Raw genomic sequence first — 15,721 nt, 5'->3', positions numbered from 1 at the left:
AGGAGATGTTCTTATGGATAATCATGCGAAAATGACGCTGTCACTGGTGAGGCATTCAGCGGATTCTGCCGCCCATGACCGCTCGGTGGACTGGGCAATCGGATACTTGGCGGAGATCTGCCGTCAGCAGGGCATTACTGTAACTGAAATGAAGGGAATTGATGCATTGTCCGGGCACGGAGCGAGCCTTTGCATCCTTGTTTCCGGCCCCGATCCGGAGCATGGGGCTGCCGATAGCGTGAGCGTCCCGCAGGAAGCGGAGTCATTTGGTCTGTCCTGGCAAAATTCAGAAGGCAGACCGGTTCTTAACGCTGCCGGGAGCGACCCGCAAGGGATTGTATATGCCATTCTGGAGCTGGCGGATATCGTGAAGTATTCCGCAGATCCTCTGGCCGGGCTGTCGCAAATCAAGCCTTATGCGGAAAAACCCGCTGCACCTGTCCGCAGCATCAACCGTTTATTCGTGAGCGAGGTCGAGGACAAACCATGGTTTTATGATAAAGCGTTCTGGCTTGAATATTTGACCGAATTGGCCACACACCGGTTCAACCGGCTCCACCTTGCTTTGGGCATGGGGTACGATTACGGGCATGATCCCGGGGTCAAGGACAATTATTTCTGCTTTGCCTACCCCTATTTGCTGGATTTGCCAGGCTATGATGTCAAAGTAAAAGGGCTGCCGCAGGGAGAAGCAAAACGGAATTTGGATATGCTGCGCTTTATCAGCAGGGAAGCCAGGCTCAGAGGCGTTCATTTTCAGTTAGGCATCTGGACACATGCCTACGATCCCAGCGATAGTCCCGACGCCAATTACCTGATCGAAGGGGTTAACCCTGATAACCATGCCGCTTATTGCCGGGATGCGCTTGGGGCCTTGATTCAGGCTTGTCCCGACGTGGAAGGTATTACGATACGCACCCATTATGAGGGCGGCATCCCCGAGCCGGCCCATGAGTTCTGGAAGATTGTGTTCTCCGGTATTCTGAAAGCCGGCCGCCCGGTGGAGCTTGATCTGCATGCCAAGGGCGTGGATGACCAGATGCTGCAGGTGGCGGTCGAAACGGGTCTTCCCGTCGTCGTGTCGCCAAAATATTGGGCGGAGCATATGGGCCCTCCATACCATCAGGCGGCAATCCGTCAGACCGAGCTTCCAGCCGAGGATACGGACCGGCCGGACCTGATGGCGATTACCGCCACGTACAGAAAATTCACCCGTTACGGTTATGGGGATTTCTTGAAGGAAGACCGCAAATACGGCGTACTGTACCGGATTTGGCCGGGCACGCAGCGGGTGCTGCTGTGGGGCGATCCCGCCATGGCCGCCGGATATGGGCGGCTCGGCAGCTTCGGCGGCGGATTGGGCGTGGAATTATGCGAGCCATTAGCCTTCAAAGCCAGAAAAGGAACCGGATCGCCGGGAGGACGCGATCCTTACGCCGATGCTTCGCTCGGATTTGCAGGCTCGGAGTGGAAGAAATACCTGTACACCTACAGGCTGTGGGGCCGGCTGCTGTATAATCCGGATGCCCGGCCTGACTCCTGGCGGCGGTATCTGCGGTTTGAATTCGGCGAAGCGGCTCCTGCCGCGGAAGAGGCGCTGGCGCATGCCAGCCGGATTCTGCCGCTTGTGACGGCAGCGCATCTGCCTTCTGCGGCCAACAACCATTATTGGCCGGAGATGTATGCCAATATGCCCATTGCCAAGTCTGCCGGCAAGCTGCTCCAATACGGAGACACGCCGGAGCCCAAAACGTTCGGTGCGGTCAGCCCGCTTGATCCGGCCATGTTTTACCGGATTGACGATTTTGCCGATGACCTGCTGCAGGGGAACCGCAGCGGCAAATACTCCCCCCTTGATGTTGCCGCAAAACTAACCGGATTTGCGGATAGGGCCATGACTGAGCTTGCCGAGGCGGTGTCCCAAATTAACGACCCGGAGTTTCCTTCATTCAAACGCTGGAAGATAGACGTATCGGCGCAGGCGGGCCTGGGTCACTTCTTTGCCGGCAAGCTTCGCGCAGGCGTTGCCTATGCCTTGTTCGAACGAACCGGAGACCCGGCCCAGCTGCGGGAGGCGCTGCGATTCTACCAGTCTGCCAAAGAAGCCTGGGTGAGTGTCATCGAAAGCACTCAGGGAGTATACCGTGAAGATATCACCTTCGGATATGTGCCTTATATGAGAGGGCATTGGGCTGACCGGCTGCCTCTAATCGAGGAGGATATCGCGGCGCTGGAACAGGAGCTGAAAGATGCCGGCCCTGCCGTCCCGCAGGAGAAGGAGACAGCAAGCGCGGGCGTATTTACGCCATCCGCTGCCGAAAAGCCGGCGGTGGAACATACGCCGCCGGCGGTGTTCCGCAAGGGGGATGCTGTTAAACTGTCCTTATCCGTACCGGAGGCTTCGGCGGAGTGGCAAATTCAGCTCCATTACCGGCATGCCAATCAAGTGGAAAGCTATCAAGTGACAGATATGAAGCGGGAGGGAGAACAGTATGTCGCGAGTATACCGGAAGGGTATACGGACACGCCTTATCCGATCATCTATTTCTTCGAGCTCAGGGATGGTTCAGGGCATGCATGGCTCTCCCCCGGCTTCAACGAAGCACTGTCCAACCAGCCGTACTATCTTCTAAGGCAGGAATCATAAATGGACCAGACCGCAGCACAGACATGTGCGCTGCGGTCTTTCCTGTGGCTTGCCGCGAAAACAGAGTGGACCATCAGCGTTAGTACTATTAATTGGAGGGAACCCACATTGAAGCTCATATACGATCATAAAGACCCGATCATTTCATTCGGCGCAGAACAGCTTAAGCAAAGTCTCGAGCGGAGCGGTTTGTTTTTCATCGAGCAGTTTTCCGGTTATGGGACGGTACGGCTGCCTGAAGAGGGCATTCTTGCCAGAAAAGTGCCGGCACAGCGGGGGAAGGCCCCCCGTTATGAAGAGCAGTCGTTCCGGATATACCGGGAGGGCGGGCTTGTTTATATAGAAGGCTCCGATTCGCGCGGTGTGATGTATGGCTGTCTGGAATGGGCCGAACGGCTTGCGACAGGCACGGAGCTTGCGGATGGCGAGGAAATCAGCCAGAAGCCTGCGCTTGGCATACGCGGGATCAAATATAATCTGCCGTATGTCCCGTTCGATTCCGGAGATCCGTTCGTGCTCAATGAACAGACCTGCATGGATATCGCCTTCTGGAGATCCTATCTGGATATGCTGGCACTTAACCGTTATAACTGCCTGAGCCTGTGGAGCGAGCATCCCTACCATCTCATGGTCGTCTCGTCCAAATACAGAGCGGCGAATCCGTTCAGCGATGTGGAGATCGACCGGAATATCCGGTTTTTCCGCGAGCTGTTCCGGCATGCGGCGGACAGGGGCATTGACATCTATCTGTTCACCTGGAATATCCGCCTGACTCCCGAAGCGGCGCGAGGTCTCGGCTTGCCGGAGAACGTAGGGGATTTTGGCAATATGTATGATGATCTCATCCACCGGGTCGGTCTGCCGCTCAACCGGTTCCGCGGGCAGTCGGAGATAATCAGGGACTACATCCGCGAGATGGTGCTGCAGCTGTTGATTACCTATCCAGAGCTGAAGGGACTGGGCACCTCCGCGAGCGAATGGATGGACGGCAGCGGCTATGAGCGGGAGAACTGGATTGTGAAAACCTATGTGGAAGCGATCAAGCAGTCCGGCAGAGCCATTCCATTCATTCACCGCACGAATATGCAAAATGCGGGCAAGGAAATCAAAGACATGGTGCAAAGCCAGTTTGATCCCAAACTTTTTTATATCAGCTGGAAATATTCGAACGCCCACTGCTACTCCCACCCGGTGCCCCGATTCGAGGAGCTGTGGGGAGCCTGGGAGGGGATCGATCTGGAATCGACCCAAGTGCTGTTTACGGTGCGCAATGATGATGTATTTACACATCGCTGGGGCGACCCGGACTATGTCCGTTCCTATGTGAAGGGCATGCAAAAGCCATACGTCAAAGGCTTCTATTGGGGATCCGATGGTTATGTATGGGGGCGGGATTTCCAGCATGTCGATCATGGGCATAAGAAGTGGACCTATGATTACGAGCGGCATCTGTTCCAATTTCAATTATGGGGACGGCTTTCCTATAACCCGGATACGGATGACCGGGTATGGACCTATTTACTCCAAAAGCAATATGGCCCCCGGCACGCTCCTCTTTTCCTGCAGGGACTCCGTCATGCCTCGCGGATCATCCCGGCGGTCAACCGCTTGTTCTGGATCGACTATGACTTTCAATGGCATGCGGAAAGCTGCTTGTCGCAGGTTACCGGCTTTAAGACCATTCTTGATTTCGCAGACGGTGTTCCGATGCCTGGAGTCGGCGTGATGGGAATTTCCGAGTATGCAAGAGCGGAGCATGAAGGTATATTGGAGCAAGCGGCTGGAAGCTATGAGGAAACGCCGATTAACATTATCGGGATGTTAAGAGAGTCATCCGAGCAGGCCGAACAAGCCGCAAGCAGGCTGGAATCGGAGCTTGGGGGGCTGCGCGGCGGACATGCGGAATGCACATTATATGATCTAAAGGCATATGCGCAGATGGGCCGTTACTACGAGTGCAAATTTTCCGCCGCGCTGGAGCTGAACCGGTACAGGCAAGACGGCAGCGGGCAGCGCAGGGAGCAAGCGGTTGCGCTGCTGGAGCAGGCCGCCGGCCATTGGGAGCGCTTGGGCCATTACTGGAGTCTGCACAACAAGCCCTATTATATGGCTAGAGTCAAACAAACATTCGGCTATCCGTACTATCTGGAGGATGTGCGCCAGGATATTGAGCTGGCAAGAGGGTTCGCCGGGCCGCAGGATGCGGCCGAAGAATAGGTAATCATATGTACAGCCGCGAGAATGAGTTGGGTTGATTGTCAGATGAACGAAGCCTGTGACCGCAGTTTACCAAGCGGCCGCAGGCTTTTTATTGAGCATACAGCATTTATAATAGTCGAATGCGATCAACTGGCTGCCCTCTGTCAACCCGGCTGGTCGTCGCGTGCGATCGGCCAGCGATTGGGCGTCATCATGCGGCCACTGCACGTAAGATGGAACGGCGTGATACATTGTATAACAACTAAAATATATTGTAAAACGATAAATCGTGTGTTAAATTCAAATTATCACCAGCTAAAGACTTTCGAAACAGCCACTCCGCTTTCCTATTAAAGTAGGGCAAGCCATCCGGGGAGAAAACGTCAATGAAACCAGTCGTACAACTGCTGCATTTTGGCTATCATCAGGCGATGAGCTGCATATTTCCTGTTGCGGTCTTTGGAACTTTAGCACTTTCCAGCGCAATAGAGGTGCCCGTCATTTACCGATATGATGCCATTCTTCTCATCCTGCTTGCAGTGCAGTACGTGATGTACCGCAGCGGATTGGAGACACGCGATGAGATTAAAGTGATTTGTGTCTTTCATGTTATCGGCTTGCTGCTGGAAATCTACAAGGTAAGGATGGGATCATGGTCTTACCCTGAGCCCGGGTTTACGAAAATCCTCGGTGTACCGCTCTATAGCGGATTTATGTATGCAAGTGTAGCAAGCTTTATGTGTCAGGTATGGCGCAGGCTTAAGATGGATATGACCGGCTGGCCGGGGCTTGCTTCTGCGGGATTGCTGGGAGCAGCTATTTATCTGAATTTTTTCACCCATCATTTTATTCCTGATTTTCGTTGGTGGCTGACGGCGCTTGTGCTTCTTGTTTTTTGGAAAACATGGATCATCTACCGGGTCCGGACCACTACTTATCGAATGCCCCTGACACTTGCTTTTTTCATTGTCGGTTTTTTTATCTGGTTAGCCGAAAATATAGCCACATTTTTTAATGCCTGGAAATATCCTGACCAGCAACAAGGCTGGCAGATGGTTGGCTTCAGTAAAATCAGCTCATGGTTCCTTCTGGTCATTATCAGCGTCATCATTGTCGCCCAGCTCAAACATGCCAAGGCTGGCAGGAAAACGAATGATTCACGGTGAAGCAACGATTAAGCAACGATTAAGCTAATATAGAGCACCGCCGGCTTTATTTACTTAACGACCATGAAATTGACTAACAGGGTAAGAACCTGGTCCAACAATTGTTTTCTATGACTAACCCAGAACGTATGGGAAGAACCGGTTTCGCCGCCAATGGACGGCGGAACCGGTTTTTTTTGACCTTATAGAATTTATAAGTTTCACGCCTATAAATTTCTATAAGGTTTGAGGGAAGAAACTAACTTTGCCGTCAAAGGACGGCGAAGCCGTTTCTTCTTACGTTCATTTTATCTTGTAAAGAGTCGATGGTTTTCGTTCAAATGGAGTTCATATACGGATGATAATGAATGGGCAGCCGGACATTTCTTGCTCTGCTCTGCCTGCAGCTGCCCGCTTCCCGACCGCTTAAACCGCAGTATAAAAGAGTTTCGGGATTATCGGACTGGACAGAAATTTCGTATCGGCTCCGCAGCCCCTCACTTCAAGATTTGTCTCTTTTATGCCCATAACCGCTGCCTTATGATCAGGGCACAGGAGGTTTAGATGGAAGGTTAATCAACATATCCGTGATGAGAGAGAGGTGTAAGGCTATGAAGGACCCTGCGGCTGCGGCGCAAGCCGGTTTGCCAAACCGCGTCATGAAGAGTGGGAACTCCCGTCTATGGGTGCGAATATTGCAGTACAAATATTTGTATTTGCTTGCTTTGCCCGGAATCCTTTATTTCCTGATTTTCAAATTTCTGCCGATGTGGGGACTGCTGATCGCCTTTAAAGATTACAATCCGTACAGCGGCTTCTGGGGCAGCGAATGGACCGGGATGAAGCAGTTCAACGACCTGTTTGCAGACCATAATTTCTATTTGATGCTCCGCAATACCTTAACGATTAATATTTTCGGATTAGTCTTCATGTTCCCTGTGCCGATCATTCTTGCCGTGATGTTGAACGAGGTCAGACATGAGGCCTTCAAGCGGTTTAACCAGTCCATTGTATATATGCCGCATTTTTTATCCTGGGTGGTCGTAGCCAGCATGACGTTTTTTGTGCTATCCACGGATGTCGGCATTGTCAATAAGCTGATAACGGAGTCGGGCCGCGAAAGCGTCTCGTTTCTATCGAACCCGAATTACTTTTGGGGGCTGATGACGGCTCAGAATATGTGGAAGGAAGCAGGCTGGGGCACCATAATCTTTCTCGCGGCGATGGCCGGGGTCGACCCGCAGCGGTACGAGGCGGCCGTTATGGACGGTGCGAGCCGCTGGCGGCAAATCTGGAATATTACGCTGCCGGCTATTCGGCCCACCATTATTATTCTGCTGATTTTACGGCTGGGCCAAATGGTGGACGTCGGCTTCGAGCAGGTGCTGCTGATGCAGAATCCTCTGGTCATGTCGGTGGCAGAAGTATTCGACACGTATGCGTATACGCAGGGTATTCTGAGGGGGCAGATCAGCGCCGGGATTACCGTGGGCATGTTTAAAGGCGTTGTCGGGCTCGTGCTGGTCTTATCGAGCAATTATATAGTCAAACGAATGGGGCATGAGGGCATTTATTAACGGTGGGAGGTACGGTTATGAGTTTTGTCTCGCGCAAGAAACTGACGCTGTTCGATTGGGTTAACTATTCGCTGCTTACCCTGATCTCGCTCATTTGCATTTTCCCTTTCATTTACGTATTCAGCGTTTCCTTTACCGATCCCAAAGTGTATGTTCCCCTGAAGTTCTATGTGTTCCCGGAGCAGTGGTCGCTTTCTTCCTACAGGTACATTTTATCGACCAACAGCTTCATCAATGCACTGAAAAGCACCGTGTTCATTACCGTGGTGGGTACCGCGCTGAATGTCATCGTATCATTCTCGCTGGCCTATGCGTTGACGAAAAAGGCAATGCCAGGCCGGGGGATTATGATCAGCGCTGTCATCTTCGCCCTCGTATTTAATGCCGGCATTATTCCCAGCTATTTGCTGATCAAGGAATTGGGGCTGCTGAATTCCTACTGGTCCTTAATCTGGCCGGCTTTAACCAATGCCTGGAGCCTCATCGTCATCAAAAGCTTTCTGGAATCGCTGCCATCGGAGCTTGAGGATTCGGCGCGGATCGACGGCTGCTCGGATCTGGGCGTGTTTCTGCGCATCGTAATTCCGCTCTCCATGCCGGCGATCGCCGCGTTTACTTTGTTTTTTGCGGTCTCGCACTGGAACACCTATTTCAACGCGCTGATCTATATCTCCGATTCCAAAAAATGGACGCTGCAGGTATTGATCAAGACGCTCGTCATCGACTCCGATTCGAATGGGGTAGGCCAGGCAGGAGCAGGCGGGGACGACCGGGTCATACCCCAGGAAACGATCCGTATGGCGTCGATTGTGCTGGCGATGGTTCCCATTCTGATCGTTTATCCTTTTTTGCAAAAGCATTTTGCCAAGGGAGTGATGCTGGGCTCGGTTAAAGGATGAGTTAGTATGTTGACCATTTCATTGATCAGGGAGGATGGAAAAAGATGAAAAGAACAAAAGCCAGGGCGGTATCCGCGGGGGTGTTCTTCCTGCTCATTCTCTCGCTGCTTGCCGGCTGCGCGAGCGACAATGCGGGGACGGCCAATACGGACGACCCCGCTTCCGGCAATAACCCAAGCGGAGAAGCCAGCGGGGACAACGAGCCCTTAACGATCCAGATGTTCGCCGGCCTCTATAATGAAGTCCCGGACATGAACAATGCCTATTGGACCGAATGGCAAAAAAGAACGAACACGAAGCTGGATATCGAGTGGGTGCCCGACGGCGATCTCAAAACGAAGGCCGACCTGCTATTTGCTTCCGGCGATCTGCCCGAGGTTATCTCATCGCCGGATTTCAGCTGGCCCACTTTGCGCAGCGCGGCCAGGAACGGCGCTTTCTGGGATCTGACGCCGCTGCTGGGCGATTTCAGCGAATATCCGAATCTGAAGGAGAATCTGGCGAAGGACTGGGAGAAATATTTGGCGATCGACGGCAAAATTTATGCGGTTCCCCGTTCCCGCTCCCGCATCGATCTCGGTGTCAAAATACGTGCGGATTGGCTGGAGAAGCTTAACATTGCTGTACCAAAGACATTGGATGAGTACGCCGCGGCTTTGAAAAAAATCGTGGAAGGCGATCCGGACGGCAACGGGAAGAAGGACACGCTTGGCTTGATCGGACACGGCGTCATTGTGAATGACGGCGACGACGCCTTTGCCGCAGGCTTCGGTGCGCTCGACCCCACCTATAATGAGGATGGAGGACTTATCCATTCGCGGTTGACCCCGCAGTATACGGATATGGTTGCGTGGTTCAAAGGATTGTTCGATAACGGGGTACTATCCAAGGAGTTTTCCGTCATGAAGAAAACCCAGGCGGAGGAAGCCTTCAAAACCGGCAGAGCAGCTTCATATGCAAGGAGCATCTGGTGGGATAAGGAGTTCGAGGATTCCATCGCCAGAACGCAGCCCGATCCTGAAATACTCAACCTGCATCTGCAGGGACCAAATGGAGACGATGCGATTTCTCTCGAAACCGGAGTGTCCGGAGGTTATTATATTTCCAAAAAGGTGCCGGAGGAGAAGGTCAGGCAGCTGCTCAAGTATTTTGACTACACCGCTTCCGATGAAATGACGGATTTCGCTTACTATGGGCTTGAAGGCGTTCACCACACGGTGGTGGACGGACAGAAGGTGCTCACGGAGCAGGGTGTGAAGGAGGTCAATACGACCAGCAAGGGCGCAGGCGTACTTGCCTATTCCATGTGGGGCAAAGTGGAAAGCGCTTCCGGCAGCAAGGAGTATAACGATGCGAAGAAGAAAGCCGTGGAAATTTTCGACCAAGTCGGCAAAGTAAGTCCCTTCAAATACTCGTTCTCCAATACCTGGAATGATACATGGCCCAAATATGAGAATGAATGGGAGACGATGGTGACCAAGGCCATAGTAGGGCAGATCACAATGGACGATTATCGGGCCTATGTGGATAAGTTGAACAACCTGCCGGAGATAAAGCAGGCGTATCAGGAGTTTGCCGAATCCTACAAAGCCTTCAACGGGGAATAGCCCCGCAAACCGCAAAGCATACCAACCATTCGGTGGCCTCTGCGCCACCTTTTTTTGAGAGATAAGAAAGTAAGAAATCTGAGCTGTACTTTGCTTATTTTTCCAATGTGAACAACTTGCTGCTGCAAAACAGCGTCATCCATTTTGTCCCGGGAGGGGAACTAAAACGTATGAACAGAAAAGCATGGTGGCGGGAGCCGCTCAGAGTCATTCAACCCAATCTTCAAATCAGGGACACGGGGGCGATCGATCCCGAACGTCTTGCTTCCCAAATGAAGGAAATGGGCGCAAATACGATCGTGTTCAACGTCGGGGGCATTTACGCCTGGTATCCGACCAAGGTGGCCCATCATACCGTGAACGAGTTTCTGCCGACGTCCTTCGATTTGCTTGAAGAGGTTATACAGGCCTGCCATAAACAGGATATCCGCTTTATTGCCCGGTTTGACTTCAGCAAAGCGGAGGATCGGATATTTCTGCAAAGACCGGAGTGGTTCGTCAGGCAGCCCTCGGGAGAGCCGGAAATTCTCGGTTCGAAGCGGCCGGGGAGCTGGTCGCTCCTGATGTCGACTTGCATTAACGGGGCATACCGCAACGAGTCGGTGGCCATTCCGGTTCTTGAGGAAGTCATCAACCGATACGGAATCGACGGTATTTTCTTCAATGCGCCGGGATTTATTCCCTGCAGCTGTGAGGGCTGCCGCCGGAAATACCGCGAAGCCTACGGCAGGGAGCTCCCGGCGGACCGCAGCGAGTATATGCCGGAATGGGCATCCTCTTGTATGCGCGACAACATGGATAAGATCTATTCCTTCATTAAGCAGAAGAAAGCCGATATTCCCATGATTCTTTATTACAATCTGTATCGGGATAATCTGTTCGACCGTGAGCGGACAACGGATATGCTCTGTACGGAGCCGCAGGATGTATTGTCGTTAGGCCATCAGCATATCCCTGAATTCTGGAAGCCGGCGCTGAGCATCAAATTGGGGCGATCGCTTCCCGAACGTCCGGCGCCATTCGGAATCGTCCATTCCAGTCCCGGAATGGATTGGCGCCATACCGGATTGCCGCCTGCGGAATACAGGTTCTGGCTCTCGCAAATCCCCGCTCATGGCGGCAGCATCTGGCACTCCTTGACGGGAATCCCCGATACGATCGAAGATAAACGGATTCTGGAGACCGTGTCCGACTTCAACCGGAATGTTCAGAAGATCGAAGCCTTCATGGACGGTGCGATGCCGAAGTCTCAGACGGCCCTGATGTGGACGGCCGATGCCTCGGCAGAGGGCTGGGCGGATGGGCTGATCAACAATCAGATACCGTTTGATGTCCTGCTTCAGGAGCAGGCGACATTGGAAAGACTCTCCCAATACGGGGCGCTTATTATTCCCGGTGGCATGAATCTTGCGGAAGATTGGGTGTCCGTCTTGACCGCTTACGTGAAGCAAGGCGGGAATATTGTCATCGAAGGAATCGTTCCGGAGCAGGAGGAACTGCTTGCGCTGCTCGGTATCTCCAGCGAAGCTTCCATCAGCGAGCCTCTCACAGCCTCTTATCTGCGCTTCGAAGGGGATTCGAATCCACTGCAGAAAGGGATGGAGACCACCGGACTGATCGCCCACCGCGGAAGGGTGAACTATACGAGAGTCTCCAGCTCCAGCGCACAGGTGCTCGCTACGCTGGTTCCTCCCTTCTCGCCGCTCGAAAGCGTTGGCGCGCCGCCGGAGAGAGCCAGCCTGCCCGTGAGCCATACGGATATCCCCTTGGCTATCAGCAATAAAACGGGTCAGGGAGGTTCCTTGTATCTTCCTTTTTCACTCAGCGCACTCATTAAAGAATATAAGCTTGGCGAGCATTACCAATTACTGAAGAATGCCATTGATATGACGCTTGGCCAGGGGCGGTTTATTGAAGTGACCCCTATTCAGGGTCTCCAGGTGACTTTGTTCGAGAATAACAACAAGCTGCTGATTCATCTGGTTAACGGAGTCGGCCGAAGGCCGCTTGCCCATTCGGTACCGCTCCTTGATCTCGAAGTGAAGCTGTGTGTAAGCGGCTTGCCGGCGAAGGAAGTGAAGGCGCTGATCTCGGGTCAGACGCTTCGCTGTATCTCCGATCAAGAGCGGCTGACGATTACCCTCCCGCGTCTGGATGTATGGGAATGTATAAGGGTTGAACTTGAATGACGGTACAGGTAGACATACACGCACACAGCCGGGAAATTGCGACCGCTTACAGGTCTCATCGTCGGCAGTGGCGAATAAGTCAAGGAGAGTCCCGTATGTAAGCAGGATAAGCAGAAGGACCTTTGATAAATTCTACTAGCGAGAGGCCGGGTGCATCGATGGAAGCTTCGTGGTGGACAGCTAACAATCTGAGACTGATTCAAAATAATCTTAGAGAAACAGACGCTAACCTGGACGTGGACCGGTTAATCTTGGACTTGAAGAAGCTATCGGCCAACGTCCTGATGATGAATGCGGGAGGAATCGTCGCCTTTTATCCCACCAAGCTGGATTATCATTACAGGGCGATGGGGCAGCAGAAGGATTTGCTGAAGGAAGCCATAGACAAAGCCCATGCCAACGGGATGAAATTCATCGCCAGATTTGATTTCAGCAAAGCGCATGAATCGATCTTCAGGAAACAGCCGGAATGGTTTTACCGGACGAAGGAGGGGCGGGAAGTCAATTACTTCGGCATCGTCCATACCTGCATCAACGGCTATTACCAGCGCGAGTATTCGCTGAAGCTCATTGATGAAGTCATCAGCCATTATGATGTGGACGGCATATTCTTCAATATGTTCGGCTATCAGACCCGCGACTACAGCGGCCGGAACTACGGGATTTGTTACTGCGGCAGCTGCCGGTCACGCTTCAACGAGGCATTCGGGATGGAGCTGCCGGAGACGGAGGAGCAAGGCGATCCCGCATACCGGGCCTACAGGGAGTTCCAGGAGCAGACGACCAGAGAGATGCTGGACCGGATTCACGCTTTTGTGAAAGGGAAGAACAAGGAGATCGCCATCTCTACTTATCATGAGCATAAGGTGGACATCGTCCGCAAGGAATCCAACACCGATAAAGGCCGGGCGCACCCCGTATGGCTGTACTCCGCATCGGAAAATGTCCAGTCGCTGGAGGATGCATGGGACGACAAGCTGGTCAGCAACTGCTGTATCAATGCCGTCGATCTGGTTCACCGATTCGCGGGAGTATCCCGGCATGAGGTGAATATCCGGCTGAAGGAGAGCCTGGCCAGCGGTTCGGGGCTGGATTTCTGTATCATTGGCGTATTTGACGATTACCCGGACAGGGACAATCTTGAGACTGTGGCCGACATATTCCAGTATCACCGGGAGAATGAGCGGTATTACGGTCATTTCCTGTCCATGGCCGATGCCGCATTGATCAAGCCGGGTAACGTCCGGCAAAAAAACAGAACGGAGTATTTGGGCCTGTATAAAATGCTGAAGGAGGATCATATTGTTTTTGATGTGATCCACCAAAACAATCTGGCCGCCAAAAAAGAGGCTCTCCTTCAATATAAGCTGCTGATCATCCCCGATATCGCCAGCTTTACGGAAGACGAGCTTCATATTCTGGAGGAGGTTCATGCCCAAGGCGTGAACCTGATCAGCACGGGGCTGTCGTTTATGGAAGACGACGCCAACAAGGCATTTCTGGAGCGGGTATTCGGTGCAAAGCCCGAAGGCGGCCTTCGAGTCCTGAACAGGGAAGCAGCTTATTTGCAGACAGGTGACAAGCAGCTGTTCCCGAGCTTTGAGAGCCGCGACTGGGTGTTTCTGGATGGAGCCTTCTATGACGTGGAGTACGGACCGCATATTCAGAAGCAGCTTCCGCTCGTCAGTCCGTCCACCTACGGTCCGCCGGAGCGGGCGTCCGGACACCGGATCTCCGGGACGCAGTTCGGAGCGGGGATTCGTGCTGAATCAGGGCGTCTGGCCGTGCATTTGCCCTGGCAGCCGGGAGAACTCTATTATCGCCATGGCTTCGCGGATCATAAGAGCATCGTGTCCGATCTGCTGAAGCACAGCCTTGACGGCAGCGTCAGATTAACGACGAATGCGCCGCCCCATGCAGAGATTTTCTTTCATCGTCTGGATGACCGCAAGTTCATTCTTCATCTATTGAACCTCTCCGGATTTAATGGCGTCTCTTATTTCGAGCCGCTTCCCATCCATGATATCCGGATTGAGCTTCACGGAATTGGCTCATGCCATGAAGCTCTGAATCTGGTTGATCAAACCAGGCTCAGCGTGACCATGAACAAGGCGGATGCGCTCCTTGCGCTTCCGGTGTTAAATGATTTTGCGGCTTTCCTGATTACGGTGGAATGAGGAGTATGATCTGATCATGGCTTTGAAGGGAGGTTCGAAATGATAGGTTCGTTATTGGTGCCTCAGCAGGTAAGATACGGTCCCGGCGTATTTGATAGCGTTGCGGAGACTGTGGGATCATATGGGAACCATGCTCTGCTTGTCACGGATCCGGCGATGGTTGGTCTGGGGATTGCCGACCGTTGCATGGAGATGCTGCGGTCAGCAGGCTTGTCCGCGGCGTTGTACGCCGATATTCACACGGAACCTACGCTCATCCATGTAGAGCAAGGCCTTGATATCCTCCGGCGGGAAGGCTGCAACGTAATTCTTGCCGTTGGAGGGGGAAGCTGCCTGGATACGGCCAAAGCCATCGCGGTGATGGCGGGAAACCCGGGCAGCCTCAGGGATTATTGGCGCGGAGACCGGTTCAAGTCGCCGCCGCTGCCATTGGTGGCGGTACCGACCACGGCCGGGACAGGCTCAGAAGTAACCCAGATCACCGTCATCATCGATCCGGACAATGAGGTGAAGATGATGATCAAGCAGCCGGAGCTGCTGCCGCGCGCCGCTTTCGTCGATCCGCTGCTGACGGTTTCCTGTCCGCCCACTGTTACGGCCGCAACCGGCATCGACGCATTATGTCATGCGATTGAGGCGTATCTGTCCCGCCAAGCGCATCCATTGACGGATTCGCTTGCCGTTGGGGCTATAAAATCCATTAAAGAAGGCCTGGTTAAAGCTTTCGAGGATGGTACGGATGCCCAAGCCAGAGAACAAATGGCCGTTGGCTCGATGATGGCCGGAATGGCCTTCTCCAACGCCTCGGTTACCCTCGTGCACGGGATGTCCCGTCCGGTCGGAGCCCTGTTTCATGTACCCCACGGACTAAGCAACGCCATGCTGCTTCCCGCCGTTATGGAATTTACAAAGCCAAGCGCAGTGGACCGCCTGGGCAGCATAGGAGAATTGCTTAATCCTGCGCTTGCCGCTCTGCCTGCCGGGGCCAAAGCGGATGCGGCTGTCGAGGAGTTGAAGCGGCTTTGCCGCAAATTGCGCATTCCGAATTTGAGCGGCTGGGGGATCGACCGGGAGCTCTTTGAGCAGAATTTGTCCAAAATGGCCGGCGATGCGCTGGCAAGCGGCAGCCCGGCTAATAACCCGCGCATACCTGAGCATCATGAGCTCGTGGAGCTGTACCGGATTTGTTTTGATTATGATATATCCGGGGAAGAGAGGCAGGGCTAAGAGAGGAACGCGTACCGGATACTAAATCTTATGCCTTTCTATTGGAATGGATCT

Annotated in this window: 9 protein-coding genes; all 9 read left to right on the top strand. The window is 53.2% G+C overall.

All coding sequences use genetic code 11. The annotated features are described in order from the left end of the window. Positions 1–13 precede the first annotated feature (13 nt). The 9 genes from AC0YOA_RS03470 to AC0YOA_RS03430 all read left to right on the top strand — a co-directional run bounded on the left by AC0YOA_RS03470 (position 14) and on the right by AC0YOA_RS03430 (position 15,667). A complete protein-coding gene (locus AC0YOA_RS03470) occupies positions 14–2,647 on the top strand; it encodes a hypothetical protein (RefSeq protein ID WP_475785416.1) in 2,634 nt (877 codons plus the stop codon). A 108-nt stretch (positions 2,648–2,755) separates the two neighbouring features. Continuing rightward, complete coding sequence (locus tag AC0YOA_RS03465) at positions 2,756–4,864, top strand: hypothetical protein (protein WP_475785415.1); 2,109 nt, start codon at positions 2,756–2,758, stop codon at positions 4,862–4,864. A gap of 368 nt (positions 4,865–5,232) precedes the next feature. Continuing rightward, a complete protein-coding gene (locus tag AC0YOA_RS03460; protein WP_475785414.1) occupies positions 5,233–6,012 on the top strand; it encodes a DUF817 domain-containing protein in 780 nt (259 codons plus the stop codon). Between the two features lie 590 nt (positions 6,013–6,602). Then, positions 6,603–7,568, top strand: coding sequence for an ABC transporter permease (locus AC0YOA_RS03455; RefSeq protein ID WP_210044030.1), 966 nt, complete (start codon positions 6,603–6,605; stop codon positions 7,566–7,568). Positions 7,569–7,585: 17 nt separating this feature from the next. Then, complete coding sequence (locus AC0YOA_RS03450) at positions 7,586–8,467, top strand: carbohydrate ABC transporter permease (RefSeq protein ID WP_475785413.1); 882 nt, start codon at positions 7,586–7,588, stop codon at positions 8,465–8,467. Positions 8,468–8,511: 44 nt separating this feature from the next. Further along, on the top strand, positions 8,512–10,074 hold the full coding sequence (locus AC0YOA_RS03445; protein WP_475785412.1) for a type 2 periplasmic-binding domain-containing protein: 1,563 nt from the start codon (positions 8,512–8,514) through the stop codon (positions 10,072–10,074). A gap of 170 nt (positions 10,075–10,244) precedes the next feature. Then, a complete protein-coding gene (locus AC0YOA_RS03440; protein WP_475785411.1) occupies positions 10,245–12,263 on the top strand; it encodes an alpha-amylase family protein in 2,019 nt (672 codons plus the stop codon). 122 nt (positions 12,264–12,385) lie between these two features. Beyond that, complete coding sequence (locus AC0YOA_RS03435) at positions 12,386–14,440, top strand: alpha-amylase family protein (protein ID WP_475785410.1); 2,055 nt, start codon at positions 12,386–12,388, stop codon at positions 14,438–14,440. A 42-nt stretch (positions 14,441–14,482) separates the two neighbouring features. Further along, positions 14,483–15,667 carry an iron-containing alcohol dehydrogenase gene (locus AC0YOA_RS03430; protein WP_475785796.1) on the top strand — a complete coding sequence of 395 codons (1,185 nt, stop codon included), beginning with the start codon at positions 14,483–14,485 and terminating at the stop codon, positions 15,665–15,667. Positions 15,668–15,721: the final 54 nt, after the last annotated feature.

The sequence above is a fragment of the Paenibacillus sp. JT22N12 genome, assembly GCF_056269365.1.
The sequence above is the reverse complement of the archived record's forward strand: the minus strand, read 5'-3'. Positions and strand labels throughout refer to the sequence as shown.